General features: G+C 67.1%; 20 protein-coding genes. 1 reads left to right on the forward strand and 19 read right to left on the reverse strand.

Annotated elements, in window-relative coordinates; all coding sequences use genetic code 11:
* Positions 1-5: 5 nt before the first annotated feature.
* The 15 genes from minD to hemL form a co-directional block, all read right to left on the reverse strand.
* Positions 6-797: a septum site-determining protein MinD gene (minD, locus tag A9Z00_RS06210; protein WP_296975292.1), complete on the reverse strand. Its 792-nt coding sequence runs from the start codon at positions 795-797 to the stop codon at positions 6-8.
* A 3-nt stretch (positions 798-800) separates the two neighbouring features.
* Positions 801-1,490, reverse strand: a complete 690-nt coding sequence (locus tag A9Z00_RS06215) for a septum site-determining protein MinC (protein WP_483316276.1) — start codon at positions 1,488-1,490, stop codon at positions 801-803.
* 47 nt (positions 1,491-1,537) lie between these two features.
* Positions 1,538-2,056, reverse strand: a complete 519-nt coding sequence (mreD, locus tag A9Z00_RS06220) for a rod shape-determining protein MreD (protein ID WP_296975294.1) — start codon at positions 2,054-2,056, stop codon at positions 1,538-1,540.
* Positions 2,053-2,973 carry a rod shape-determining protein MreC gene (gene mreC / locus A9Z00_RS06225; RefSeq protein WP_296975295.1) on the reverse strand — a complete coding sequence of 307 codons (921 nt, stop codon included), beginning with the start codon at positions 2,971-2,973 and terminating at the stop codon, positions 2,053-2,055. The genes mreD and mreC overlap by 4 nt, the downstream gene beginning before the upstream one ends.
* A gap of 37 nt (positions 2,974-3,010) precedes the next feature.
* On the reverse strand, positions 3,011-4,039 hold the full coding sequence (locus A9Z00_RS06230) for a rod shape-determining protein (protein ID WP_296975296.1): 1,029 nt from the start codon (positions 4,037-4,039) through the stop codon (positions 3,011-3,013).
* A 37-nt stretch (positions 4,040-4,076) separates the two neighbouring features.
* Positions 4,077-4,766, reverse strand: coding sequence for a RadC family protein (gene radC / locus A9Z00_RS06235; RefSeq protein ID WP_296975297.1), 690 nt, complete (start codon positions 4,764-4,766; stop codon positions 4,077-4,079).
* Between the two features lie 61 nt (positions 4,767-4,827).
* The gene (locus A9Z00_RS06240; RefSeq protein WP_296975298.1) at positions 4,828-5,454 is read right to left on the reverse strand and encodes a Maf family protein; all 627 of its coding nucleotides are present in this window, start codon (positions 5,452-5,454) and stop codon (positions 4,828-4,830) included.
* 40 nt (positions 5,455-5,494) lie between these two features.
* Complete coding sequence (locus tag A9Z00_RS06245; RefSeq protein WP_296975299.1) at positions 5,495-5,737, reverse strand: DUF4321 domain-containing protein; 243 nt, start codon at positions 5,735-5,737, stop codon at positions 5,495-5,497.
* 62 nt (positions 5,738-5,799) lie between these two features.
* Positions 5,800-7,173, reverse strand: coding sequence for an SPOR domain-containing protein (locus A9Z00_RS06250; protein ID WP_296975300.1), 1,374 nt, complete (start codon positions 7,171-7,173; stop codon positions 5,800-5,802).
* A gap of 316 nt (positions 7,174-7,489) precedes the next feature.
* Complete coding sequence (gene murC, locus A9Z00_RS06255) at positions 7,490-8,887, reverse strand: UDP-N-acetylmuramate--L-alanine ligase (protein ID WP_296975301.1); 1,398 nt, start codon at positions 8,885-8,887, stop codon at positions 7,490-7,492.
* Between the two features lie 8 nt (positions 8,888-8,895).
* Entirely contained in the window at positions 8,896-10,290 is a 1,395-nt protein-coding gene (locus A9Z00_RS06260; RefSeq protein WP_296975302.1) for a bifunctional folylpolyglutamate synthase/dihydrofolate synthase, read from the reverse strand.
* Positions 10,291-10,309: 19 nt separating this feature from the next.
* Positions 10,310-12,967 carry a valine--tRNA ligase gene (locus A9Z00_RS06265; protein WP_296975303.1) on the reverse strand — a complete coding sequence of 886 codons (2,658 nt, stop codon included), beginning with the start codon at positions 12,965-12,967 and terminating at the stop codon, positions 10,310-10,312.
* A 610-nt stretch (positions 12,968-13,577) separates the two neighbouring features.
* Positions 13,578-15,356 (reverse strand): LysM peptidoglycan-binding domain-containing protein, encoded by a 1,779-nt coding sequence (locus A9Z00_RS06270; protein WP_296975304.1) that lies wholly within the window; start codon positions 15,354-15,356, stop codon positions 13,578-13,580.
* 170 nt (positions 15,357-15,526) lie between these two features.
* Positions 15,527-16,456 (reverse strand): RluA family pseudouridine synthase, encoded by a 930-nt coding sequence (locus tag A9Z00_RS06275; RefSeq protein WP_296975305.1) that lies wholly within the window; start codon positions 16,454-16,456, stop codon positions 15,527-15,529.
* 42 nt (positions 16,457-16,498) lie between these two features.
* Positions 16,499-17,800, reverse strand: coding sequence for a glutamate-1-semialdehyde 2,1-aminomutase (gene hemL / locus A9Z00_RS06280; RefSeq protein ID WP_483316277.1), 1,302 nt, complete (start codon positions 17,798-17,800; stop codon positions 16,499-16,501).
* Between the two features lie 143 nt (positions 17,801-17,943).
* Between hemL and A9Z00_RS06285 the strand changes: the two genes are divergently transcribed.
* On the forward strand, positions 17,944-18,567 hold the full coding sequence (locus tag A9Z00_RS06285) for a Crp/Fnr family transcriptional regulator (protein WP_296975307.1): 624 nt from the start codon (positions 17,944-17,946) through the stop codon (positions 18,565-18,567).
* A gap of 20 nt (positions 18,568-18,587) precedes the next feature.
* Here A9Z00_RS06285 and hemB read toward each other — a convergent pair whose 3' ends face one another.
* From hemB to A9Z00_RS06305, 4 genes are all read right to left on the reverse strand, one after another.
* The gene (gene hemB / locus A9Z00_RS06290; protein ID WP_296975308.1) at positions 18,588-19,580 is read right to left on the reverse strand and encodes a porphobilinogen synthase; all 993 of its coding nucleotides are present in this window, start codon (positions 19,578-19,580) and stop codon (positions 18,588-18,590) included.
* Positions 19,581-19,709: 129 nt separating this feature from the next.
* Positions 19,710-21,257, reverse strand: coding sequence for a uroporphyrinogen-III C-methyltransferase (gene cobA, locus A9Z00_RS06295; protein ID WP_296975309.1), 1,548 nt, complete (start codon positions 21,255-21,257; stop codon positions 19,710-19,712).
* An 8-nt stretch (positions 21,258-21,265) separates the two neighbouring features.
* Positions 21,266-22,198: a hydroxymethylbilane synthase gene (gene hemC, locus A9Z00_RS06300; RefSeq protein ID WP_296975310.1), complete on the reverse strand. Its 933-nt coding sequence runs from the start codon at positions 22,196-22,198 to the stop codon at positions 21,266-21,268.
* 4 nt (positions 22,199-22,202) lie between these two features.
* On the reverse strand, positions 22,203-22,877 hold the full coding sequence (locus A9Z00_RS06305; protein ID WP_296975311.1) for a precorrin-2 dehydrogenase/sirohydrochlorin ferrochelatase family protein: 675 nt from the start codon (positions 22,875-22,877) through the stop codon (positions 22,203-22,205).
* Positions 22,878-22,886: the final 9 nt, after the last annotated feature.

A 22,886-nucleotide genomic window follows, 5' to 3' on the forward strand; every position in this document is an offset into this window, starting at 1 on the left:
GGCACTCATCCCATCCCGAAAAACTTGCGGAGCCGCTGCATCATGCCGGTCTTGTCTTCCAGCTGCATGAGCGGCACCTTCTCGCCGAGCACGCGCCGGGCGATGTTGCGATAGGCGATCGCGGCACGGGAGGAAGGATCCAGAACGGTCGGCTCGCCGGTGTTTGCCGCCTTGATGACCCGCTCGTCATCCGGCACGATGCCGAGCAGATCGATGGCCAGCACCTGCACGATCTCGTCGACGTCCAGCATCTCGCCGGATTTCACCATGTTCGGGCGGATGCGGTTGATGATGAGCCGCGCCGGAATGCGCTGCTGCTCGAGCAGGCCGATCACCCGGTCGGCGTCGCGCACGGCCGCGTTCTCCGGCGTCGTCACGACGATCGCGGCGTCCGCCCCTGCGACCGCGTTGCGGAACCCCTGCTCGATGCCGGCCGGACAGTCGATGACGACGTAGTCGAAATCCCGCTTCAGGTCGTCGATGATTCGCTTCACCTGATCCGGCTCGATGTCATGCTTGTCCTTCGTCTGGGCGGCCGGCAGCATGTACAGCTCGTCGAAGCGCTTGTCCTTGACGAGTGCCTGCGCGAGCCGGCAGCGGCCTTCCGCGACGTCGATGATGTCGTAGATGATGCGGTTCTCGAGCCCCATGACGACATCGAGGTTGCGCAGGCCGATGTCCGTATCGACCATGCACACCTTCTTGCCCTGGAGCGCAAGCGCCGTGCCCAGATTCGCCGATGTCGTCGTCTTGCCGACTCCGCCCTTCCCCGAAGTTACGACTATCGCTTCTCCCATGCCTTACACTCCTTTGAATACGATCGGATCTTTGCGGAAGCGGTTCAGCCTTGAAATCTTGTCGATCCGCATCCGGCCGTCTTCCAGATAGGCAAATTCCATCTGCGCGTCATCCGAAACCCATTCCTCCGGCGGACGGCTGATGATGTCCGCGATGCGAAGCTGCGTCGGCCGCATCAGCGCGGCCGCGATGACGGCGCCCGCATCGCCGCGGCAGCCCGCATGGGCCGTTCCCCGAAGCGCTCCCATGATGTAGATGTCGCCCGTGCAGCAGACCGTTCCGCCCGGATTGACGTCGCCGAGGAGCAGCAGATGGCCTTCCCGTTCGACGGTCTGGCCCGATCGGATGACGCCGCTCACGACGTGCAGGGTGCCCGCGCCGGCCGGCTGTTCCTCGGGGTCGGGGGCCGCCTCGATCGACCGGATGATCAGGTTGCCCCGGCGCCGGATCACATCGATCAGGCGCTCCCGGTCCGCTTCCGTTAGGCGCCGGTTGCCGAGCTTGAGCCGGACATGGACGAGAGGGCCCGTCAGCAGCTTCTGATGGGACCGTTCCAGCTTGTCGTTCAGCTCGGCGAGCAATTCGTCCATCTCGCAGCGGTCGTCGAGCAGAAACACGAGGCCGTCCTTTACGCCTTTGATCACGATACGTTGCTTGCCGGTCAAGCCGTTCCCTCCCCCAAGGGAGCTCATTCCTCATTCATTCGGTTTCGACAGCCCGAAATCCTGCCGGTCGGCAGCTATTCTTCCTCGTCGGCGCGTGTCTCCTTCGGTTCAAACAGCCGGCGGGCGGGCACGTACACCGCGAGCGCGAACCCCGTCTGCAGGAACAGGCTCGGCGCGATGGAATGCAGCAGGACGAACTCGAACGGTTCGTGCGTGACGCGGAAGGCGCGATAGATGCCGTACGCGGCCGCATCGTACAGGAAACAGCCCAGCGCGATGACGAATAGCGCCGCGAACATCGAAACGCGCTTGCCCTCGAACAGAAGGCCCGCCAGATAGGCGATGGAGCCCATCAGGAGCGTATGGACGCCGAGCATGTGACCGTAGAACGTGATATCCTGCAACAATCCGAAGATGAGTCCGATGAAAAGCGCCGCGTGCCGGTTCGCATACAGGCCGGCGTAAAGCGCGGCGACGAACACGAAATGCGGAGCGATCCGGCCGTACATCGACGTCGGAATGAGCCACGGCACGACGGTCGTATCCAGCAGGAACAGCAGCACGAGAAGCGGAACGATCCACCGTGAATTCATGGCCGCGCCTCTCCCGGTTCCGCCTCCGCTTCCCGCGCGTCCGGCTCCTCCCCGTCCGGGGGCACGACGACAAACACTTCGAACAGCTTGTCGAAATCGGCCGCCGGCTTGATGTAGGCCGTGTGCGTCAGGCCGAAGTCGCCGACCTGGCGCGATTCCACCGTGCCGACGACCAACCCGTACGGGTATACGCCCCCGAGTCCCGACGTGATCACGACGTCGCCCACGGAGAGCGGATCGTTCTCCGCGATCCGGTTCATGACCAGCATGCCGCGCTGCTCGTCATAATCCTCGATCACGCCGAAGGATTCCCCGTGTTCCATCGTCGTCGCGGAAATCGCCCGCGCCCCGCTGACGGATTCGCTGTTGAGCTGCGTGATCGGCATGACCGTCGAATAAAGCGGAAACACGCGGCTCACGAGCCCGACCAGCCCGTCCGTCGTCACGACGGCCATGTTCGGACGGATGCCGTCGGTCGATCCGAGATTGATCTTGAACGTCGGGTTGAGCGGGTCGTTGCTGACGGCCACCACGTGCGCGATCACGAATTCATAATCGAACATCCGCTTCTGCCGTTCCTTGAACGCGAGCGCTTCCTTGAGGCGTTCGTTCTCGAGTTCGATCCGGTTGTACATCACCCGGTCCCTGGCGTACCGCGCAACGGTCGTGCGCAGTTCCTCGTTCTCCCGATACAGTTCGCGCATCGTGCGGATGTCTTCAAACAAGCCCGCCAGGTAACCGGCGGGCTTGTAGAACCATTGCTGCACGAAGGAAACCGTATCGCCGATGAAATTTTCGGGCCATGTCAGGTTGTCCCGCTGTCCGAGCGAGAATCCCATGATCGCGGCAAATACGATCAGGACGATCAAGAGAACGAACAGCTTCCGGTTGCGAATCAGTCTGAACAGTTCGCTCACCCGCCCCTTACCGTGATTCCGGTCTCCCCCGCCCGGTTTACCGGCGGATGCGCGCCACCGCCGTGCCGCGGCTCTTAAAGAGATGGATGTTCTCCAGCGCGCGGCCGGTTCCGATCGCGACGCAATCGAGCGCGTTCTCGGCCACGATGACCGGCATTCCGGTCTCGCGGGCGAGCAGCTTGTCCAGATTGCGGAGCAGGCCGCCGCCGCCCGTGAGCACGATGCCCCGGTCCATGATGTCGGCCGACAGTTCGGGCGGGCAGCGCTCCAGCGTCACCTTCACCGCTTCCACGATGGCGCCGACCGTATCCGTGAGCGCTGCGGTGATTTCATTGGACGAGATCGGAATCGTCTTCGGCAGACCGGTGACGAGATCGCGCCCGCGAATCTCGACCACCTGTTCCTGCTCCAGCGGCAGCGCGGAACCGATGTCCATCTTGAGCTGTTCCGCCGTCCGTTCGCCGACCAGCAGGTTGTACGTCCGCTTGATGTACTGGATGATCGCCTCGTCCATCTCGTCGCCGGCGATCCGGATCGAGCGGCTCGTCACGATGCCGCCCAGCGAGATGACCGCCACTTCCGTCGTGCCGCCGCCGATGTCGACCACCATGCTGCCCGTCGGTTCCCAGACCGGCAGATCGGCGCCGATCGCCGCGGCGAACGGCTCCTCGATCGTGAAGGCTTCCCGCGCCCCGGCCTGCCTCGTCGCGTCTTCGACGGCGCGCTTCTCGACGGCCGTGATGCCGGAGGGCACGCAGACCATGACGTTCGGCTGGCGAGAGAAAATCGAGCGATTCTTCAGCGCCTGGCGGATGAAATATTTGATCATCGTGGCGGTGGTGTCGAAGTCGGCGATCACGCCGTCCTTCATCGGCCGGACCGCGCGGATGTTCCCCGGCGTCCGCCCGATCATCCGCTTCGCCTGCTCGCCCACCGCCTCGATCGTCTTCGTATCGGTACGCAGGGCGACCACGGAAGGTTCCCTGACGACTATGCCTTTGCCACGGACATAGACCAGGGTGTTGGCCGTCCCCAGGTCAATGCCCAGATCCTTCGTCCCGAACATCGCTTTGCTCCCTTCTGTCGGCCGGACCCTTCTCCCTTTACAGGTATCCCTGTTCCTTCAGGCTGACGAACCGTCCGTCGCCGATGATGATGTGGTCCAGCACGTCAATTCCGATGAGCGATCCCGCTTCATGCAGGCGGCGGGTCAGCGAAATGTCTTCCGGACTCGGCGTCGGATCGCCGCTCGGATGGTTGTGGATGCAGATGATGGACGCGCATCCCCGCTTGATCGCGGCACGGAACACCTCGCGCGGATGGACGAGCGAAGCGTTGAGCGTGCCGACGAACAGCGTCTCGCGTGCGAGCACCTGATTCTTCGTGTTCAGGAACAGGCAGACGAAATGCTCCTGGAGCTCGGAGCGGAGATCTTCCATCACGAGCTTCGCCGCATCCTCCGGCTTGCGGATGGCCGGCCTGTCGGACGCGGCCCGGCGCGCCAGCCTTCGGCCGAGCTCGATGCCCGCCCGCAGCTGGACGGCCTTGGCCGGTCCGACGCCGCGAATCCGGGTGAGTTCGGATATGCTCATGTCGACCAGATTCCGCAAGCCTCCGCACTCGCGCAAAATCCGGTTCGCGAGATGGACGGCGGATTCGTTGCGCGTTCCGGTCCTGAGCAGAATGGCGAGCAGTTCCGCATCGCTCAGCGCTTCCGCCCCGTCAACCATCATGCGCTCTCTCGGCCGGTCTTCCCTGGGGACGTCGCGCAGCAAAATGACACGCGAATCCATGTGTCCTCGCTCCTCCCCGGACTCCGGCCCTGCAGCCGCGCATCCGTCCGTCGTCCGGACGTCACATGGTCCGGACGCCGAACTCGCCGAGCAGCTCGCCGAGCAGCGACACCGGAAGTCCGACGACATTGAAATAGCAGCCTTCGATGCGCTCCACGAATCCCGCGGCCAGCCCCTGGATGCCGTAGGCACCCGCCTTGTCGAGCGGTTCGCCGGTCGCGACATAGCGCGCGATCCGCTCGTCGTCCAGCGGTTTCATGAACACCCGCGTGACGCTGCGGGCGGTCTTGTGCCTTCCGGTCGATCCGTCCACGACGGCGACGCCGGTGATGACCTCATGCGCCCGGCCCTGCAGGCGTCCGAGCATCCGGCGCGCGTCGGCGGCATCCTTCGGCTTGCCGAGAATGGCGCCGTCCAGCACGACGATCGTATCAGCGCCGATGATGACGGTTCCCTCCGCCTCCGCGCCCAGCCGTTCCCGGACGTTCGACGCCTTGCAGAGCGCCAGCCATTCCGCCGCATCCGCGGGCGCAAGATCCGGAGGGATGGATTCGTCGGCGTCGGACGCCTCGATCCGGACCGGAAGCTCCAGCCCGAGCAATTGCACGAGCTCCCGTCGTCGGGGCGACGCCGATCCGAGCACAATCGCACGAAGGGCTTGTCCGTTGCAAGACCCGACCTTTGCCATGACGATTTCCTTCCGTCCCGCCGCCGTCGGCAGGCGGGATCTACAATCTTCGGTAGAGCCAGATCGCGAGGACGATTCCGAGAATGCTGAGCAGGCTGATGTCGAGCCGGAGCGTGAAGTCGAACGCGACGACGGCCAGATCCACCGCCGGCGACCACACGATCGGCACCGTATCGGTCAGGAATTTCAGCGCGGGAACCTGTTCCAGCGACTGCGCGGCCAGCGATCCCGCCAACATCCCGACCACGACAAAAAACACCAGCAGCCAGCGATGCTTCTTCATCCCCGATCGTCCTTCGCCCGATTCTGACACTCGTTCTATATTATACGCGCCGCCCCTTGCGTTTACAATGCGCCGTACGCCAGCGCCCGGTCCCGCAGGGCGACCGCCGCCTCGATCAGGGCGGATTGGACCGCCTTCAGATGGGCGGGATCCGCCTTCCCGCGATAGGCGGCGAACGCGTCGGCCGCCCTGCCGACGGCTCCGAGGATGGCGCGGAAGCCGTCCGCCGCGGCGGCATCCGCCAGCGCCTCCGCCGCTTCCTTCCAGCTCCGGTGCGACGCCTCCCAGTCGCTCCAGGCTTCCTCCGGAACCGGGCTTGTCCCGCCGGCTGCAAGCAGGCTGGCCGACAGCCCGCCCGCCGTCCGGATCAGCTCGGCCGTCCGGAGCAGAAACGCGGGGACGGCCTCCGGCTGTCCCGCGAACGCCTCCGGCGGGACGGACGGAATGTCGAGCGGACGGATGTACAGCTCGACGCCGCCGAACGTCCCGGCCAGCGCCTCCGCGCCTTCCCGGCTGTCCGCGATGCCCGCGTAGGCGCGGTATCCGTCTCCCGTGTCCGCCCCGGAGGGGAAGCCGGCCGATTCGAGCTGCGCCAGCGCCTCCTTCAACCCGGCCTCGGTCGAGAACGCGCCGTACTGGATCATATGATAGCGGACGGCCGGAATTCCGACGGAGGCCCGGCTCCCGGCCGCATACGAGGCACCTTCCGTTCCGGCCGGATCGGCTTCGGGCGTTTCGTCCGCCGCCCGCGGCGTTTGATCCGCCGGTCCGCCCGGCTGCGCCCCGGCATCGGACGGTCCCGGCGAGCCCGCCTGCCAGAAGATCAGCGACATGACGAGCCAGCCGAACAGCGCGCCCGTCAGAACCGCTCCGACGACGGTCGCGGCGGCCCGGATCCAGGAGGCGGCGGGGGGCCGCCTGCGGGGTACGTAACGGCCCGCCGCTCCGCCGATTGCCGTCAGGCGCGATTCGGACGGGAAGCCTTCCGCGGCCTCGAACGGCCGGTTTCCGAACCGCGCCTCTTCCTCCGGCGGGCCGAACGCCGGTTCGACGGCTCCGGGATCCGCCGTCTCTGCCGCTTCACCCCGATCTTCACGACCTTCGCCGCCTTCCGTTCCGCCCGCTTGTTCCGCGCTTTCGCCGGCATCCTGCTCCGCCGTACTCCGGTCCGTCCCGCGAATCAACCGCTCGAGCGCGTCCGTGTCGTCCTGGAACGGGCTGTTCCACTGCGCGGCATCGAAACGGAATTCCGGTTCCGCATGCAGCGCCCCGTCCGGGCCGAACCCGTACGTCTCCCGCGTTTCCGGCGTCTCCCGGCTTCCATCCGGACCGACCCGCACCAGTCTGCGCACGGTCCGTCCGCCGCCCTCGCCCTGGTTTCCGCCGCTGCTCGCCACCGTTTCGAACCGATACGTAATCCGCGCTTTCGGGTTCATGTCTCGCTCGCACCCCTCGTCCGAATCTTCCATTCTACTCTATGAATCCCGTGCGAGATTTATGCGCGGCCGAAAGAAGAAGGGCCGACCCGGACGCCTTCGTGCGGAAGACGTCCGGGTCGGCCCGGACCGAAGAAACCGTCAGGAAATCAAAAGGAATTCCGAAACCGTGCACGCAATGGAACGCTGTCGTCCCAGACGCCGTCGACCACGCCCGGCCGGTCAGACCTTGCTTCCCGGGGAATGCCCCGGCCGAAAACGAGCGGCCGCCCGCCGGGCCCCCGTCCGGGGCACGGCGGACGGCCGTCTCATCCGATCAACCGCCGGCCGCGTACCTCTCCTCCAATTCCCGCGCCAGCCGCTCCGCCGTCTTCCAGATGTCGCCGGCGCCCATCGTCAGCACGAGATCGCCCGGCTTCACGCGCCCGAGCAGCCACTCGAGCACTTCTTCCTTCGTCGGCAGATAGACGGTGTTCGGGTTGCTGTTCTTCGCGATCAGCTCCGCGAGCCGCTGCGAGGATACTCCCTCGATCGCCTTTTCGCCCACGGGCGAATAGATGTCGGTGATGACGACTTCATCGGCTTCCGGGAACGCGCGGCTGAAGGCGTCAAACAGGAAGAACGTCCGCGTGTAGCGCTGGGGCTGGAACACCGCGATGATCCTTTTGCCCGTCGCCTTCGCGGCCGCGATCGTCGCGCGGATCTCCGTCGGATGATGCGCGTAATCGTCGATTACGAGGATGCCACCCGGCTCGCCGATCACCTGAAACCGCCGTTTCGCCCCGCGGAACAGGCGGATCGCCTCCGCGATCCGGTCGAATCCGAGCCCCGCTTCCATGCAGACGGCGATCGCCGCCAGCGCGTTGGCCGCGTTGTGCCGGCCCGGCACCGACAATTCCACGCGGCCGAGCCGCTCGCCGCCCTTCAGCACCGTGAACGAGACCCTGCGGTCGCCGGGCGCGATATCCACCGCCCGGTAATCCGCTTCGCGACCCTCCTCGATCGAATAGGTGACGATCCGCGGTATATCGACCCGGGGCAGCAATTCGCGGATATTCGGATCGTCGATGCAGACGACGGCGAGGCCGTCCGGCTTCACCCGGCCCAGGAACCGGGCATACGCATCCTTCAGCTTGCCGAAATCGCCGTCGAAGTTTTCCAGATGATCGGGCTCGATGTTCGTCACGACGGCCGTATGCGGCTGGTATTGCAGGAACGAACCGTCGCTTTCGTCCGCTTCGGCCACGACGTATTCGCCGCCTCCGGCCTTGGCGTTCGTGTCGAGGCCGACGATCTCTCCTCCGATGATCCAGGTCGGATCGAGGCCGCACGACTCCATGACGAGCGCGATCATGGACGAGGTCGTCGTCTTGCCGTGCGCGCCGGCGACGGCGATCCCCTTGCCCTCGTTCAGCAGGCGGGCCAGCATCTGCGAGCGATGAATGACCGGGATGTTCCGCTCCTCGGCGGCGCGGCGTTCGACGTCATCCTGCGCGATGGCCGTCGAATAGACGACGAGGTTCGCCCCGACGACGTGCTCCGGACTGTGTCCGATGTAAATCCGGGCTCCCTGCTCCGCGAGCTTGTCGGTGCGTTCCTGCCGTACCACGTCCGAACCCGACACCTTGTACCCCTTCTGCAGCATCACCCTGGCGATGGCGCTCATCCCGTATCCGCCGATGCCGATGAAATGCACATGTTCCGCCGTGCTCAAGTGCCGTCTCACCAACCTTTTTCATTGTCGCGATCATGGAGGAGAGAGGAACGAACGTCCGCGATCAGGTACAGCGAGCCGGATACGACGGCCAGATCCTCGGGCCCCGTTCGCCCGATCAGCATGTCGAGCGCCCGGCGCCAATCCGGTTCAACCGCGGCATCGGCCGGACAGCCGGGGACGGCGGCCGCGATCCGCGCCAGCTCTTCCGCGTCCAGCTTCTTCCTGAAATCCGGTTCGGTCACGATGAGCGAATCCGCCATTGGTAGTATATGCCGCAGCATGTCGAGATGATTCTTGTTCGCCAGCGCGCCGATCATGAGGTGCAGCCTGCGCCAGCGGAAATGGTCCCGCAGCGCGCCCGCCAGGGCGGCCATTCCCTCCGGATTGTGCGCGCCGTCCAGCAGCACGCGCGGCTCCTGCCGCACGATCTCGAGCCGGCCGGGCCACCGGGCCTTGCGCAGCCCCTCCTCGAGCACGCCCTCCTCGAGGTACAGCGCGTAATATTGCCGGAGCACCTCCAGCGTCATGACGGCAACGGCGGCGTTTTCCCGCTGATGCGCGCCGATCATCGCGATCTCGAGCGGCTCGATCGCGCGGAACGGACCCTCGAACCGGAACCGCTGCGTGCCGTCGCCGGTGCCGAGCGGCGTCTCCCGGAAATCCCGGCCCATGAGATAGAGCGTGCTCTTCCTGGCCGCGGCCGTCTCGCCGATGATGCGGACCGCCTCCGGCTGCTTCGCGGCGCTCACGACCGGCACGCCGTTCTTGATGATGCCGGCCTTCTCGGCCGCGATCGACTCCAGCGTGCCTCCCAGCACGTCCATGTGGTCGTGGCCGATGTTCGTGATGACGCTCACCACCGGCACGACGATGTTCGTCACGTCAAGGCGGCCGCCGAGTCCGGTCTCCCAGACGACATAATCGGGATAGACGACCTTCGCGAAATAGAGGATCGCGATCAGCGTCGTCACTTCGAACATCGTCGGCGAACCGAGCTCGGACGAAGCCAGTTCGTCGACATGCGGCTTGACTTCGTTCGCGAGCCGCACAAGCACGTCGTCGGGGATGTCCTCGCCGTTGTACCGGATCCGGTCCGTGAACCGGGTCAGGTACGGCGACGTGAACGTGCCCACGTCGTATCCCGCGGCGCGGAGCACGCTGGTCAGATAGGCGCAGACGGAACCTTTGCCGTTCGTGCCGGCCACGTGGATGAACCGGAGCCGGCGGTCGGGCCGGTCGAACCGCTCCAGCAGCCGCGTGATCCGCTCGAGCCCGGGGCGGATGCCGAACGCGGAGAGGCCGGTGATCCAGTCGCGCGCCTCCTCGTATGTCCGGAACGGACCCTGCTCCTGCTGTCCGTTTCCGCTTGCACCTCCGGTCCGTTCTCGCTTGTCGGACATGCTTGCGCTTCCTCCCCCTTCAGCCGCGCAGCTCCGCGATGCGGGCGATCGTCCGGTCGCGCTTCTCCGTATAGTCGCGCAGCTTCGCCCGCTCTTCCTCGATCACCTTCGCGGGCGCCTTCGCCAGGAACCCTTCGTTCGCGAGCTTCTTCTCGACCCGCTCGACCTCGGTGTTCAGCGTCTTCAGCTCCTTCTCGAGCCGCGCGATCTCCGCCTCGATGTCGATCAGCCCCGCCAGCGGCAGGTACAGCTGCGCACCGGTCACGATCGCGGTCATCGCCTTGTCCGGCGCCGGGAGATTCACGCCCATCTCGAGCGACGACGTGCCGCAGAACCGGCGGATGTACTCCTCGTTCCGCCTTGCGATCGCAAGCTCGGCTTCTCCGGTCATGCTGACGATCAGGTCGACCTTCTTGCTGAGCGGCACGTTCACTTCGGCGCGGATGTTGCGGACGGCGCGGATGATGTCCATGAGCAGGTTCATCTCGCGCACGGCGTCCGGCGCCTCGAAGGCGGGATCGTACTCCGGCCAGGGCGCCAGCGTGATCGTCTCGCCGTCATGCGGCAGATGCTGCCAGATCTCCTCGGTGATGAACGGCATGAACGGATGCAGCAGCCGGAGCGTCCGGTCGAGCACATACGCCAGCACCGACCGGGTCGCGCGCTTCGCCTCCTCGTCCGTGCCGTACAGGTTCGGCTTCGAGAATTCGATGTACCAGTCGCACAAATCGTCCCAGATGAAGTTGTAGAGCAGCCGGCCGGTTTCGCCGAACTCGTAGGCGTCGATGAGCCGGGTGACGTCGCGCACCGTCTCGTTCAGCCGGTGCAGGATCCACCGGTCGGCCGTGCCGAGCGGCCCGGACAGATCGATGTCCCGGACCGCGAACCCTTCCAGGTTCATCAGCGTGAAGCGCGACGCGTTCCAGATCTTGTTCGCGAAATTGCGCGCCTGCTCGACGCGCTCCCAGCGGAAGCGCAGATCCTGGCCGGGCGAAATGCCCGTCGAGAGCATGAACCGCATCGCGTCCGCGCCGTAACGCTCGATCACGTCGATCGGGTCGACGCCGTTGCCCTTCGACTTCGACATTTTCTCGCCGTTGGCGTCGCGCACGAGGCCGTGGATCAGGACATCTCCGAACGGCCGTTCGCCCGTGAACTCCAGCGCCGTGAAAATCATCCGCGACACCCAGAAGCCGATGATGTCGAAGCCGGTCACGAGCACCGTCGTCGGGTAGTACCGCTTCAAGTCCTCGGTCTCGTCCGGCCAGCCGAGCGTCGAGAACGGCCAGAGCGCGGAGCTGAACCACGTGTCGAGCACGTCCTCGTCCTGGCGCACCTCGCCGCCGCATTTCGGACAGACCGTCAGATCCTCGCGGGAGACATGCGTCTCGCCGCAGGCGTCGCAGTACCATGCCGGGATGCGGTGGCCCCACCAGAGCTGGCGGGAGATGCACCAGTCGCGCACGTTTTCGATCCAGTGCATGTAGTTCTTCTCGAACCGCTCGGGCACGAACCGGACGCCCTTGCCGGAGCGCTGCGCGGCGATCGCCTGCTCCGCGAGCGGCTTCATCCGCACGAACCACTGCGTCGACAGGAACGGCTCGACGACGACGCCCGTCCGGTCGCTGTGGCCGACCTGGTGGACGTGCTCCTCGATCTTGATCAGGACGCCTTGCTCCTTCAGATCCTCGACGATCCGCTTCCGGCATTCGAACCGGTCCAGTCCCCGGTACGGACCGGCGTTCTCGTTCATCCGGCCGTCCTCGTCCATGACGACGATCTGCGGCAGATCGTGGCGCAGGCCGATCTCGAAGTCGTTCGGGTCGTGGGCCGGCGTGATCTTGACCGCGCCGCTGCCGAACTCGCGCTCGACGTATTCGTCCGCGATGATCGGAATTTCGCGGCCGATGATCGGGAGGATCAGCGTCTTGCCGATCAGGTGCCGGTACCGCTCGTCCTCCGGATGGACGGCGACCGCCGTGTCGCCCAGCATCGTCTCCGGACGGGTCGTCGCGACGACGATGTGGCCGCTGCCGTCCTTGAGCGGGTAGCGAAGATGATAGAGCGCGCCCTTGACTTCCTTGTATTCGACCTCGATGTCGGACAGCGCCGTGCGCGCGGCCGGGTCCCAGTTGATGATCCGCTTGCCGCGGTAGATCAGCCCCTTCTCGTACAGGCGCACGAACACTTCGCGGACGGCGCGGGACAGCCCCTCGTCCAGCGTGAACCGCTCGCGCGAATAGTCGAGGGAGAAGCCCATTTTCGCCCATTGTTCGCGAATCGTCTTCGCGTAGTGCTCCTTCCATTCCCAGACTTTCTCGAGGAATTTCTCGCGCCCGAGATCGTAGCGGCTGATGCCCTGCTCGCGGAGCGTCGCCTCCACGCGCGTCTGCGTCGCGATGCCCGCATGGTCCATGCCCGGCAGCCACAGCGCGTCGTACCCCTGCATCCGCTTCGCGCGGATCAGGATGTCCTGCAAAGTGCAGTCGAGCGCGTGGCCGATGTGCAGGTTCCCCGTCACGTTCGGCGGCGGAATCACGATCGTGAACGGCTTCGCGTCCTTCCGCCGCCCCGCTTCGAAATACCTGCCCTTGAGCCAGTAATCGTACCATTTCTGCTCCGCCGACTTTGGATCGTACGTCGTCGGAAGCGTCACAGAGGATTTGTTGTCGGTCATGCTCCTCAAGCCTCCTCGTGCGGCCTGGATCCGGCAATCCTCCGGGGGTCCAACAAAAAAACCTCCCGCCCGACCAAGGACGAAAGGCTCTTCGCTTCCGTGGTACCACCTTCATTCCGCCGGCGCTTCGGGCGCCTGCGGCACTCGACGGCTTCTAACGGTTGCCAACCGGCCTGCCCTGGCGTGCGCAACGCTCGAACAGGCGACTCCGGGGCGACCCGCATGCGTTCCGATCCTGCGGAACCTCGCAGCCATCCGGTTCCGCTCTCTGAAGGCCGGGCGCGCCGCGGCTCCCCTTCATGGTCGTTCGACGTCGGGAATGCCGAATCCCGTTAAACTATCACTCATTATTTCCTATCATAGCGATGTTAACCGTCCTCGTCAACAAGGCGGCCGTCCGGCGCCGGGAGCCGGTGCGCGATTCCGGTGCGGATCGATCCGGCGCGGTGCCGGCCCGCACGGGGGCCGGGAGCCGGGCCGCAGCCGCCCGACAAAAAACGGCCGAACGGGAACGGCATGCCGTTTCCCGGTCGACCGCTTGATGCCGCCATTTCAAGCACGGGCAGCATCCGCCGCACCCGCGCCGGCAAAGCCTGCCGGCCCGTCCGGCCTACGGAATGTACAGCACCTGGCCTTCCGTCAGCGACGAATCCTCGAGCCGGTTCGCCAGCGCGATCTCGCGCGGATTCCGCTGGTAGCGGAGGGCAATCGATTCGAGCGTGTCGTCCTTCTGCACGATGCACAGCCGCACCGTGCGGAACGACTCCTGCGCGGCGGCCCCGCCGAACAGGGTCCGCCAATCCACTTCGTCCGACGAAGCCTGACGCCGTTCCGTCTCCGCCGGTTCCGGCTCCTGTTCCGGATCGCGGACTTCCTGTGCCTTCGCATCGGATTCGCCGCGCGTCTCCCGCCGTTCCGGGAAAAACAGCTTCCCGATCCCCGGCGTCCCGTCCGCGTCCGACGTTCCGGCATCCCGCTTCGTGCCCAGCGCGACCCTCAGATCGGACCTGCCGGACGCGGGCCGGGATCCGGAGCCGGATTCGGCGGCGGACGCGCCCACGGCCTCCGGAGCGGCGTCGGACGTTTCCTCCGCCGCCGAAGGTTGCGCTACCTCCGGCTGCGCATCGTTCCGGGCCTCCGCGGCCGGCGGAACGTCCGCCTGCTCCGCGCCGGCCCCGGCCGCATCGCCGGCTTCGCCGCGGGCGTCGGACGTGCCCGTCCCGGATCCGGCATCTCCGTCCCCCGTCGTCCCGACCGTCCGCCGCTCCGCTTCCGCGCCGTCCGCGCCGCCGGCCCGCGCATGCGCCGCGAACGATCTCCAATCGAGCGGTCCCGCCGCCCCGGCCGAGCCGGACTTGTCGTCCGCATCCCGCCCGCCGGCCGACCGCCATTCCGCCGTCACCCGCTCCGGCGCGGGATCTTCATCCTTCACCGGGTACGGGCCGCCGGACGGCGGCGCGAACGCTCCGTTCTCCGGCGCCGGTTCGAGGTTCGTCCGCGCGGATCCGACCGCCGCCGGCTCCCATATCCCGGATGCCTGCGACGTCCGGGCATTGCCGGCGCCCGCAAGGACGCCCACTTCCTGTTCCTGCGTCTCCGCACCGGACGGCCGTGAAGCATTCGCCGCCTCCCGCGCCTCCGTGCCGGATGCAGGCGTCCATTCGGCCGCATCCTGCGCACCCCGCGCGGATGCCGCCTCCTCATGCGCATCATCTGCCGCCTGCGCGTTTGTCCCCGCCGGCAGCGCCGAATCGCCCGCCGCGCGCCCGAAGGCTTCGTCCGCCTGACCGGCGGCCCCTGACCGGGACGATTCTCCTTCCGCCGGCGCCGCCCCGCCGAATGCCCGCGCGTCCGTACCCGCCGGCTGCAGCGCTTCCTCCGCCGACACCCCCGGCGCATCGTCCGCCCGGCCGGTCCCGCCGGCGGATGCACCGCCCGCTTCCCCGGTCACCTCGCGGCCGCGGCGGTGAACGACCGTATACGGCTCGTCGCCCCAGGCGTAGGTCTGGTTCCGCGCGGCGGACGCATCCGCCGCGACGCCTTGAAGCGTCAGGACGCCCGTGATGTTGAGCGTGCGCCCGTCCAGCAGATCGACATCGAAATTGTCCACTTCCACCGCCAAATCTTCGGGCCTGATCACCCGCTCCCGCGGCAGCGTGATCTCGACCGGGATCCAATGTTCGAGCTGCCGCGAAGCCCGGCTCTCGTCGTCCGACTGATAGACGCCGCTCAGAAGCAGGCTGCCTCGCAGCACCACCTGTTCTCCGCGGGTCTCGGCCTGGACACAGGGCGTCAGTTCGATCTCCTCGATCTCGCGGATCTCCGCCGCCTCCTCCGGCAGGCGCACGCGCTCGTAGATATCGAACCGGAGCCCGCTCGATTCGCGCACGTCGCTTCCTCCTTCCTCCGCAACCATGGATGCCGCCATGGATATGAACGGATTCATGCCTTCGTTCAATATCCATCTATATGGCCGCGGAAGGAAGGGCATGCCTGCAATTTCCCGAAGGCCCGGCGGAAGCCGGTGCATATCCGGAGGCCGGTCAGCCGGGTCCCGGTTCAGAGGCCGGCGCGGCGGAGCGCATCGTCGAACCAGCGCGGCCGGGGCGCGGCGACGGTGATTTCCTCGCCGGTCCAGGGATGCGGAAAGACCAGGGACTCGCCGTGCAGCGCCTGATGGGACAGGAACGGATCGGCCGGCGCGCCGTACAGTGTGTCGCCCAGCAGCGGATGACCGATATGGCTGAAATGGACGCGGATCTGGTGCGTCCGGCCGGTCTCGAGCCGCACCCTCACCAGCGACAGGCCGCCGGACGCCTTCACCGTCTCGTAATGCGTCACGGCGCGGTCGCCGCCGGGCGTCACCCGCCGGCGCGAGGCGTGGTGCCGGTCCCGGCCGATCGGCGCGTCGATCGTGCCGGACCGCGGGCGGGGCACGCCGTGCACGATCGCGACGTACCGCCGTTCGATCCGCTTCAGGCGCATCGCTTCGTCCAGGCGCATCTGGGCGAGATCGTTCTTCGCATACAGCACCGGCCCGGACGTATCCCTGTCCAGCCGGTGGATGTGGCGGACCGGCAGCGGATCCCCGGCCCGGAGCACGTGCCGGACCGCCGCTTCGTCCAGCGTGCCGCCCATGCCCGGATGCGCGGGATGGACCGGCATGCCGACCGGCTTGAGCAGGACCAGGCACCAGTCGTCCTCGTACAGCGCCTCCGCGGCAGCCGGCTCGCCTCCGCCGGACAGGAACGGATGGCCCGTCCAGTCATACGCCGGAAAAGCCTTCAACCACAGCGCGCCGTGCTCCACCCGGATGCCGCCCGTGGAGAACAGCCGGTTCAGCCATTTTTCCGGAAACACCCCTTCCGCGATGAGCCGCCTGCGCGCGTCGTGCGGATGCGTCCCGTCTTCCAGCCCCGCCGGACGCTTCTCGCCGAGCGGCACGCGCAGCCATTCTCCCTCGCGGCGGGCAAGCGCCGGATCGATCATGCCGCCTCCTCCCGTCCCTGCCGCGCCGGCGGGACGCCTTGCCTACAACCGGCGCAGCGCCTCGTCGTGGGCTTCGATCGTCGCATCGATGTCCGCTTCCGTATGGGCCGCGGAGACAAACATCCCCTCGAACTGGGACGGCGCGATGCTCACGCCGAGATCGAGCATCGCCGCGAAATATTTCTTGAACCGTTCGAGATCGGACGTCTTCGCGGTCTCGTAGTTGACGACCGGGCGGTCGGTGAAGAACGGGCAGATCATCGAGCCGACCCGGTTGATCGTCATCGGCACGCCGCGGCGCGCCGCGTTTTCCTCGAATCCGCGCTGCAGCCGCGCCGACAGCCGCTCGAGCCGTTCGTAGACTTCGGGCGTCAGCAGCTTCAGCGTCGTGTAGCCGGCCGCCATCGCGAGCGGATTGCCCGACAGCGTGCCCGCCTGGTAGATCGGCCCGGTCGGCGCGATCATCTCCATGATGTCCCGCTTGCCGCCGTACGCGCCGACGGGCAGGCCGCCGCCGATCACCTTGCCGAAGCAGGTGAGGTCCGGTTCGACGCCGTACAGCCCCTGGGCGCAGTGATAGTGCACGCGGAATCCGGTCATGACCTCGTCGAAAATGAGCAGGCTGCCGTACGCCTTCGTCACTTCCCGCAAGCCTTCGAGGAAGCCCGGCAGCGGCGGCACGACGCCCATGTTGCCGGCGACCGGCTCGACGATGACGCAGGCGATCTCCTCGCCGTACCGCTCGAACGCGAGTTTGACGGCGGCCAGATCGTTGTAGGGCACCGTGATCGTGTGCGACGCGACGCTGTCCGGCACGCCCGGGCTGTCCGGCAGGCCGAGCGTCGCGACGCCCGAGCCGGCCTTGATGAGCAAACTGTCCGCGTGGCCGTGGTAGGAGCCTTCGAACTTGACGATCTTGCTCCGCTTCGTATACCCGCGGGCGAGCCGCAGCGCGCTCATCGTCGCCTCGGTGCCGGAGTTGACCATCCGCACGACCTCGACGGACGGGACCCGTTCGACGACCAGCTCGGCCATCATCGTCTCGAGCTCCGTCGGCATGCCGAAGCTGGTGCCCTTTTCCGCCGTCCGCTTGATCGCTTCGACGACTTCGGGATGGGCGTGCCCGAGGATGAGCGGCCCCCACGAGCAGACATAGTCGATGTACGTGTTGCCGTCGATGTCCGTGATGCGGCTGCCCGACCCCTGGGCCGCGAACACCGGCGTCAGGCCGACCGACCGGAACGCGCGGACCGGGCTGTTGACGCCGCCGGGAATCGACCGCTTCGCCCGCTCGAAGGCGGCCTTCGATTTCTCATCCCTTCGGATTCGACTTGTTTCGATCAATTTTGTCACTCCCGTCACTTACAAAATCGACGCGCTGTGCTAAACTAGAAGAAGAACGAACAAATTCCGGAATTTCCGCGCTACCGCCATTATTGCGAAAGTCGGGGTTGGTTTATGATCGAATTGCTGAGAAATTCGAAAACATGACCGACGAACAGCTGGGGCAGCTTCTGTCGATCGCGCAGCGTCAGACGTTCCCCGCAAACACCGTCCTGTTCCACGAAAACGATCCCGGCGCCACCTTCTATGTCATTTTGCGGGGATCGGTCAAAATCTTCAAGCGGTCCGCCCAGGGAGAGGAGAAGGTGCTGATCCTGCTCCAGGCCGGCGACAGCTTCGGCGAACTCGCCCTGATCGGCGGACGCCCCCGGTCGGCGTCGGCCGCGACGCTGGAACCGACCTCGGTCCTGGCCATTGCGGAGCAGCCGTTCCACGAGCTGCTGCGCAACCACTACGACATGACGCGCAAGATCATGGCCGAACAGTGCCAGCGTCTCCGGGACACGAACCAACACGTGCACGACCTGACGTTCCTCGACTCGCGCACCCGCGTGATCAAGAACCTGATCCTGCTCGCGAACCGGCACGGCCAGCGCAGCGGCAACATCATCACGATCCGGATGCCGCTCAACTACGACGAGCTGGCGCAGATGGCCGGCGTGCAGAAGCACGTGCTCGCCGAAGTGCTCCGGGACGTCGAGGACCGGGGCATCCTGCGCCTTTCGCCGAACGAATACACGCTCGATCTCTCGAAGCTGCGGAGCTGATCCTCCGCGGCTTTTGTCGTTTATCGGGACTTCAGCCAGTTCGCCGCGTCGACGGCGTGGTAGGTGATGATCAGATCCGCGCCGGCACGCTTGAGCCCCGTCAGCGTCTCCAGCACGACGGCCCGCTCGTCGATCCAGCCGTTCATCGCCGCCGCCTTCACCATCGCATACTCGCCGCTCGTATTGTAGGCCGCAAGCGGCAGATCGAAGTTTTCCCGGATCGTCCGGATCACGTCCATATAGGCGAGCGCCGGCTTCACCATCAGCATGTCCGCGCCTTCCAGCACGTCCGACTCCGCTTCGCGCAGCGCCTCCCGCACGTTGGCCGGATCCATCTGGTATGTCTTCCGGTCGCCGAACTGCGGCGCCGACCGGGCGGCCTCGCGGAACGGTCCGTAGTAGGCCGACGCGTATTTGACCGAATAGGACAGGATCGGCACCGACTCGTGCCCGGCGGCGTCCAGCGCGCCGCGGATCGCGGAGACGAAGCCGTCCATCATGTTCGACGGCGCGATGATGTCGGCGCCGGCGTCCGCCTGCGACACGGCCGTCTTCGCGAGCAGTTCGAGCGATTCGTCGTTCGCGACGTCCGCGCCGCCCGACGGCGTCCTGCGGACGACGCCGCAATGGCCGTGGTCGGTATATTCGCACAGGCAGGTGTCGGCGGCGACGACGAGGTCGGGAGCGAGCCGCTTCACCTCGCGGATCGCCCGCTGCACGACGCCTTCCGGATCCCAGGCCGAAGAGCCGAGCTCGTCTTTGTGCGCGGGAATGCCGAACAACATGACGGATTTCACGCCGGCCTCGACGACCCGCTCGATGATTTCGCCCAGCCGGTCGACGGAGTAGTGGAACACGCCCGGCATCGACTTCACTTCCTCGCGCACGTCCCGGCCGTCCCTCACGAAGATCGGATACATGAAATCGCCGGCGTCCAGCGTCGTCTCCCGCACCAGGTCGCGCAAGGCGGCGGTGCGGCGGAGACGGCGGTGCCGGATCAGCGGATAAGCCATTGATCATTCCCCCAGCATGACAGGATTTCGGACGGTCTCCGGCGCGATGACCGGAGCCCGGATCGTTCCCCGCGCCGCTCCCTGCAGGCGGCGGACGCGGCACGCCGCAGCCGGGCGCGGGTGCACTCCTCAGACCGGCCTGCGGTCCGCCCAGTAGGCCGCGATCGCGGCGACGAGCGCGTCGATCGTCGATTCGGGCGGCTCGATCGCGACCTCGAGCCCCGCTTCCCGCGCGGCCGCCGACGTGAGCGGCCCGATCGAAGCCACGGCCGTTCCCGCGAGCAGCCCGGCCGGGTGCTCCACGCCCGCCGCCTGCAGGCGGCCGATCAGATGGCGCACCGTCGACGCGCTCGTGAACGTCACGATGTGGATGCCGCCCCCGCGCAGCAAATCGACGATGTCCTCGCCTCCCGCGGCCGGCACCGTCTCGTACACGGCGATCTCGACCGGCTCGACGCCGAGCGCCCTCAGCGCCTCCGGCAACGACTTGCGCGCGAGATCGCCGCGCGGCAGAAGCGCCCGCTCTCCCGGCCGCACGTGATCTCGCATGCTTTCTAGCAGGCCCTCGGCGTGGTACTTCTCCGGCAGCTCGGCCGGCACAAGGCCGATCCCGCGCAGCGCTTCGGCCGTCTTCGGACCGACGGCGGCGACGCGCGCCCGGTGGAACCGCCGGATGTCGAGCCCGAACCGGCGCAGCCATTCGAGGAAATAATGCACGCCGTTCACGCTCGTGAAGATCAGATGATCGTACGATTCCGCCGCCCTGAGCGCCTCCCCGATCGCCGACGCGGCCGCTTCTCCCGCGGGCATCCGCGTCTCGATCGCCGGGAATTCCACCGGTTCGCCGCCGAGTTCCTCGATTTTCTGCGACAGCGTCCCGGCCTGCGCCCTGGCGCGCGTCACGAGCACGCGGGCGCCGAACAGGGGCCTGCGCTCGTACCACATGAGCTGCTCGCGCTTGCCCACGACTTCACCGACGACGATGACGGCCGGCGGCTCGAAGCGCGCCGCCTTCACCTTCTCCTCGATGTCCGCCAGCGTGCCGACGAGCGTCCGCTGGTCGGCCGTCGTGCCCCAGCGGATGAGGGCGACCTTCGTGTCCGGCGGACGGCCGTGGGCGATGAGCTGCCGGGCGATGTGGCCGATCCGCGCGACGCCCATCAGGAAGACGAGCGTTCCGGCCGCGTTCGTCACCCGATCCCAGCGGATCAGCTCGTCCAGCTTCTCCGGATTTTCGTGTCCGGTGATGATGGACACCGATGAGGCCAGATCCCGGTGCGTGACCGGAATGCCCGCGTAGGCCGGCACCGCGATCGCGGACGTGACGCCCGGCACGATCTCGAACTCGATCCCTTCCCGGCGAAGCGCTTCCGCTTCCTCGCCGCCGCGGCCGAAGACCATCGGATCGCCGCCCTTGAGCCGGGTGACGATTTTGCCCTCCAGCGCGTGCTCGATCAGGATCCGGTTGATCTCCTCCTGCTTCATCGTGTGGCGGTCCGGCAGCTTGCCGACATAGATCCGCTCCGCGCCCGGCTTCAGGTGTGCAAGCAACCGCGGACTGGCCAGCCGGTCATAGACGATCACGTCGCACGTCCGGATGCATTCGAGCCCGCGCAGCGTGATCAGCTTCGGGTCGCCGGGACCGGCTCCGACCAGGTACACTTTCCCCTTGCCCAAACGAACGGTCACCTCACATCCGCGAGAATGCGGTCGGCGCCGAGCCTGAGCAGCCTGCGCGCCAGCTCCCTGCCGAGGAGCCGCGGGTCCGTCCCCTCCATCGACTCCTTGAGCAGCGTTTCGCCGTCCGGCGTGCCGATCATGCCGGTCAGCCGGATCATCGCGCCCGCGGTTTCGGCATAGGCGCCGATCGGCACCTGGCAGCCGCCGTTCAGCTCGGCGAGGAAGCTGCGCTCCGCCTCCACCGCCCGCGCGGTCGCCTCGTCGTTGTACCGTCCGAGCAGCGCGAGCAACTCTTCGTCGTCGGCGCGGCATTCGACGCCGAGCGCACCCTGTCCGGCGGCCGGCACGCATGCCTCGACCGGGATCGGCGCGGACGCCCGGTCTTCCCAGCCCATCCGCTTCAGCCCGGCCATCGCGAGGATGATCGCGTCGAACCCCTCCGTCTCGAGCTTCTTCAGCCGCGTGTCAATGTTGCCCCGCAGCGGTTCGAGCCTGAGATCCGGACGGATCGCCTTGAGCTGGCACATCCGCCTGAGGCTGCTCGTGCCGACCCGGGCGCCGCGGGGCAGCTCCGCGATGGAGCGCGCCCCGCGGGCAATCAGCGCGTCGCGCGGGTCGACGCGCCGCGGCACGGCGCCGATCGCGAGGCCGTCTTCGAGCGTGTGCGGCACATCCTTCATGCTGTGGACCGCAATGTCGATGCCGCCGGAGAGGAGCTCCTGCTCGATCTCCTTCACGAACAGCCCCTTGCCGCCGACCTTCGAGAGCGACACGTCGAGGATCCGGTCTCCCTTCGTCACGATGTGCCGCGTCTCGAACCGGTATGCGAGCCCGAGCTCGCGCGCGATCCGCGCGAGATCCTCGATCACCTGTCCCGTCTGCGTGAGCGCCAGGGCGCTTCGCCTCGTGCCCACGACGATCGTTCGTGCACCCGCCATCTCTTCACTCCCCGTCCGTTCCGTTACCGTCTCCGGCCTCCGGCGGGTCCGGCCGTGCCGCAAGCTCCCGGATGCGCGCGGCCAGATTCCCGCTCGCCAGATCGCGCCGCCACTCCGCCTCCGGCACTTCCAGCGCGGCGCGCAGCACGCGCCGCCTCGCCCGCGCGTCGGGCACCGACGCGCGCACCGCCTCGCGCAGCCGGTGCAGCCATTCGGTATAGTCGGCCCAGGATTCGCCGTAACGCTCCGCCAGCTCGCGCGCGATCCTGCCCGCCAGCGCCGGGCTTGCGCCCGACGCGGTGACGGCAAGCACGAGCCGCCCGCGGCGGACGACGGCCGGCACCGCGAACGAACCGGCTTCCCGGTCGTCCGCCGCATTCACGGGAACGCCGCGGCGCTTCGCGTCCCCGGTTACCCGCCGGTTGGTCTCGCGGTCCGCGGCCGCAAGGCAGAGCCGGACGCCGTCGAGATCCTCCTCCCGGTATTCCCGGCGCATCCAGGCGATATACCCTTCCTCCGCCAATCGTCTCAGTCCCTCCGTCACGGAGGGCGCGACGAGGCGCACCCCGGCGCCCGCCTCGAGCAGGCCGCGCGTCCGCCGCTCCGCGACGGGGCCGCCGCCGACGACGAGGCACGTCTCGCCTTCCAGGCGCAGCATGATCGGATAATACCCGGCCACGCAACCACC

The organism is Thermobacillus sp. ZCTH02-B1, assembly GCF_002159085.1.
Taxonomy (GTDB): domain Bacteria; phylum Bacillota; class Bacilli; order Paenibacillales; family Paenibacillaceae; genus Thermobacillus.

Coding starts and splice junctions, on each gene's coding strand:
- mreD (WP_296975294.1), bottom strand. CDS start 2,056: ATGAATTCACGGTGGATCGTTCCGCTTCTCGTGCTGCTGTTCCTGCTG.
- A9Z00_RS06245 (WP_296975299.1), bottom strand. CDS start 5,737: ATGAAGAAGCATCGCTGGCTGCTGGTGTTTTTTGTCGTGGTCGGGATG.
- hemB (WP_296975308.1), bottom strand. CDS start 19,580: ATGGCTTATCCGCTGATCCGGCACCGCCGTCTCCGCCGCACCGCCGCC.
- minD (WP_296975292.1), bottom strand. CDS start 797: ATGGGAGAAGCGATAGTCGTAACTTCGGGGAAGGGCGGAGTCGGCAAG.
- A9Z00_RS06215 (WP_483316276.1), bottom strand. CDS start 1,490: ATGAGCTCCCTTGGGGGAGGGAACGGCTTGACCGGCAAGCAACGTATC.
- A9Z00_RS06240 (WP_296975298.1), bottom strand. CDS start 5,454: ATGGCAAAGGTCGGGTCTTGCAACGGACAAGCCCTTCGTGCGATTGTG.
- A9Z00_RS06265 (WP_296975303.1), bottom strand. CDS start 12,967: ATGACCGACAACAAATCCTCTGTGACGCTTCCGACGACGTACGATCCA.
- A9Z00_RS06275 (WP_296975305.1), bottom strand. CDS start 16,456: ATGATCGATCCGGCGCTTGCCCGCCGCGAGGGAGAATGGCTGCGCGTG.
- A9Z00_RS06285 (WP_296975307.1), top strand. CDS start 17,944: ATGACCGACGAACAGCTGGGGCAGCTTCTGTCGATCGCGCAGCGTCAG.
- A9Z00_RS06250 (WP_296975300.1), bottom strand. CDS start 7,173: ATGAACCCGAAAGCGCGGATTACGTATCGGTTCGAAACGGTGGCGAGC.
- radC (WP_296975297.1), bottom strand. CDS start 4,766: ATGGATTCGCGTGTCATTTTGCTGCGCGACGTCCCCAGGGAAGACCGG.
- A9Z00_RS06260 (WP_296975302.1), bottom strand. CDS start 10,290: ATGTCCGACAAGCGAGAACGGACCGGAGGTGCAAGCGGAAACGGACAG.
- hemC (WP_296975310.1), bottom strand. CDS start 22,198: ATGGCGGGTGCACGAACGATCGTCGTGGGCACGAGGCGAAGCGCCCTG.
- A9Z00_RS06230 (WP_296975296.1), bottom strand. CDS start 4,039: ATGTTCGGGACGAAGGATCTGGGCATTGACCTGGGGACGGCCAACACC.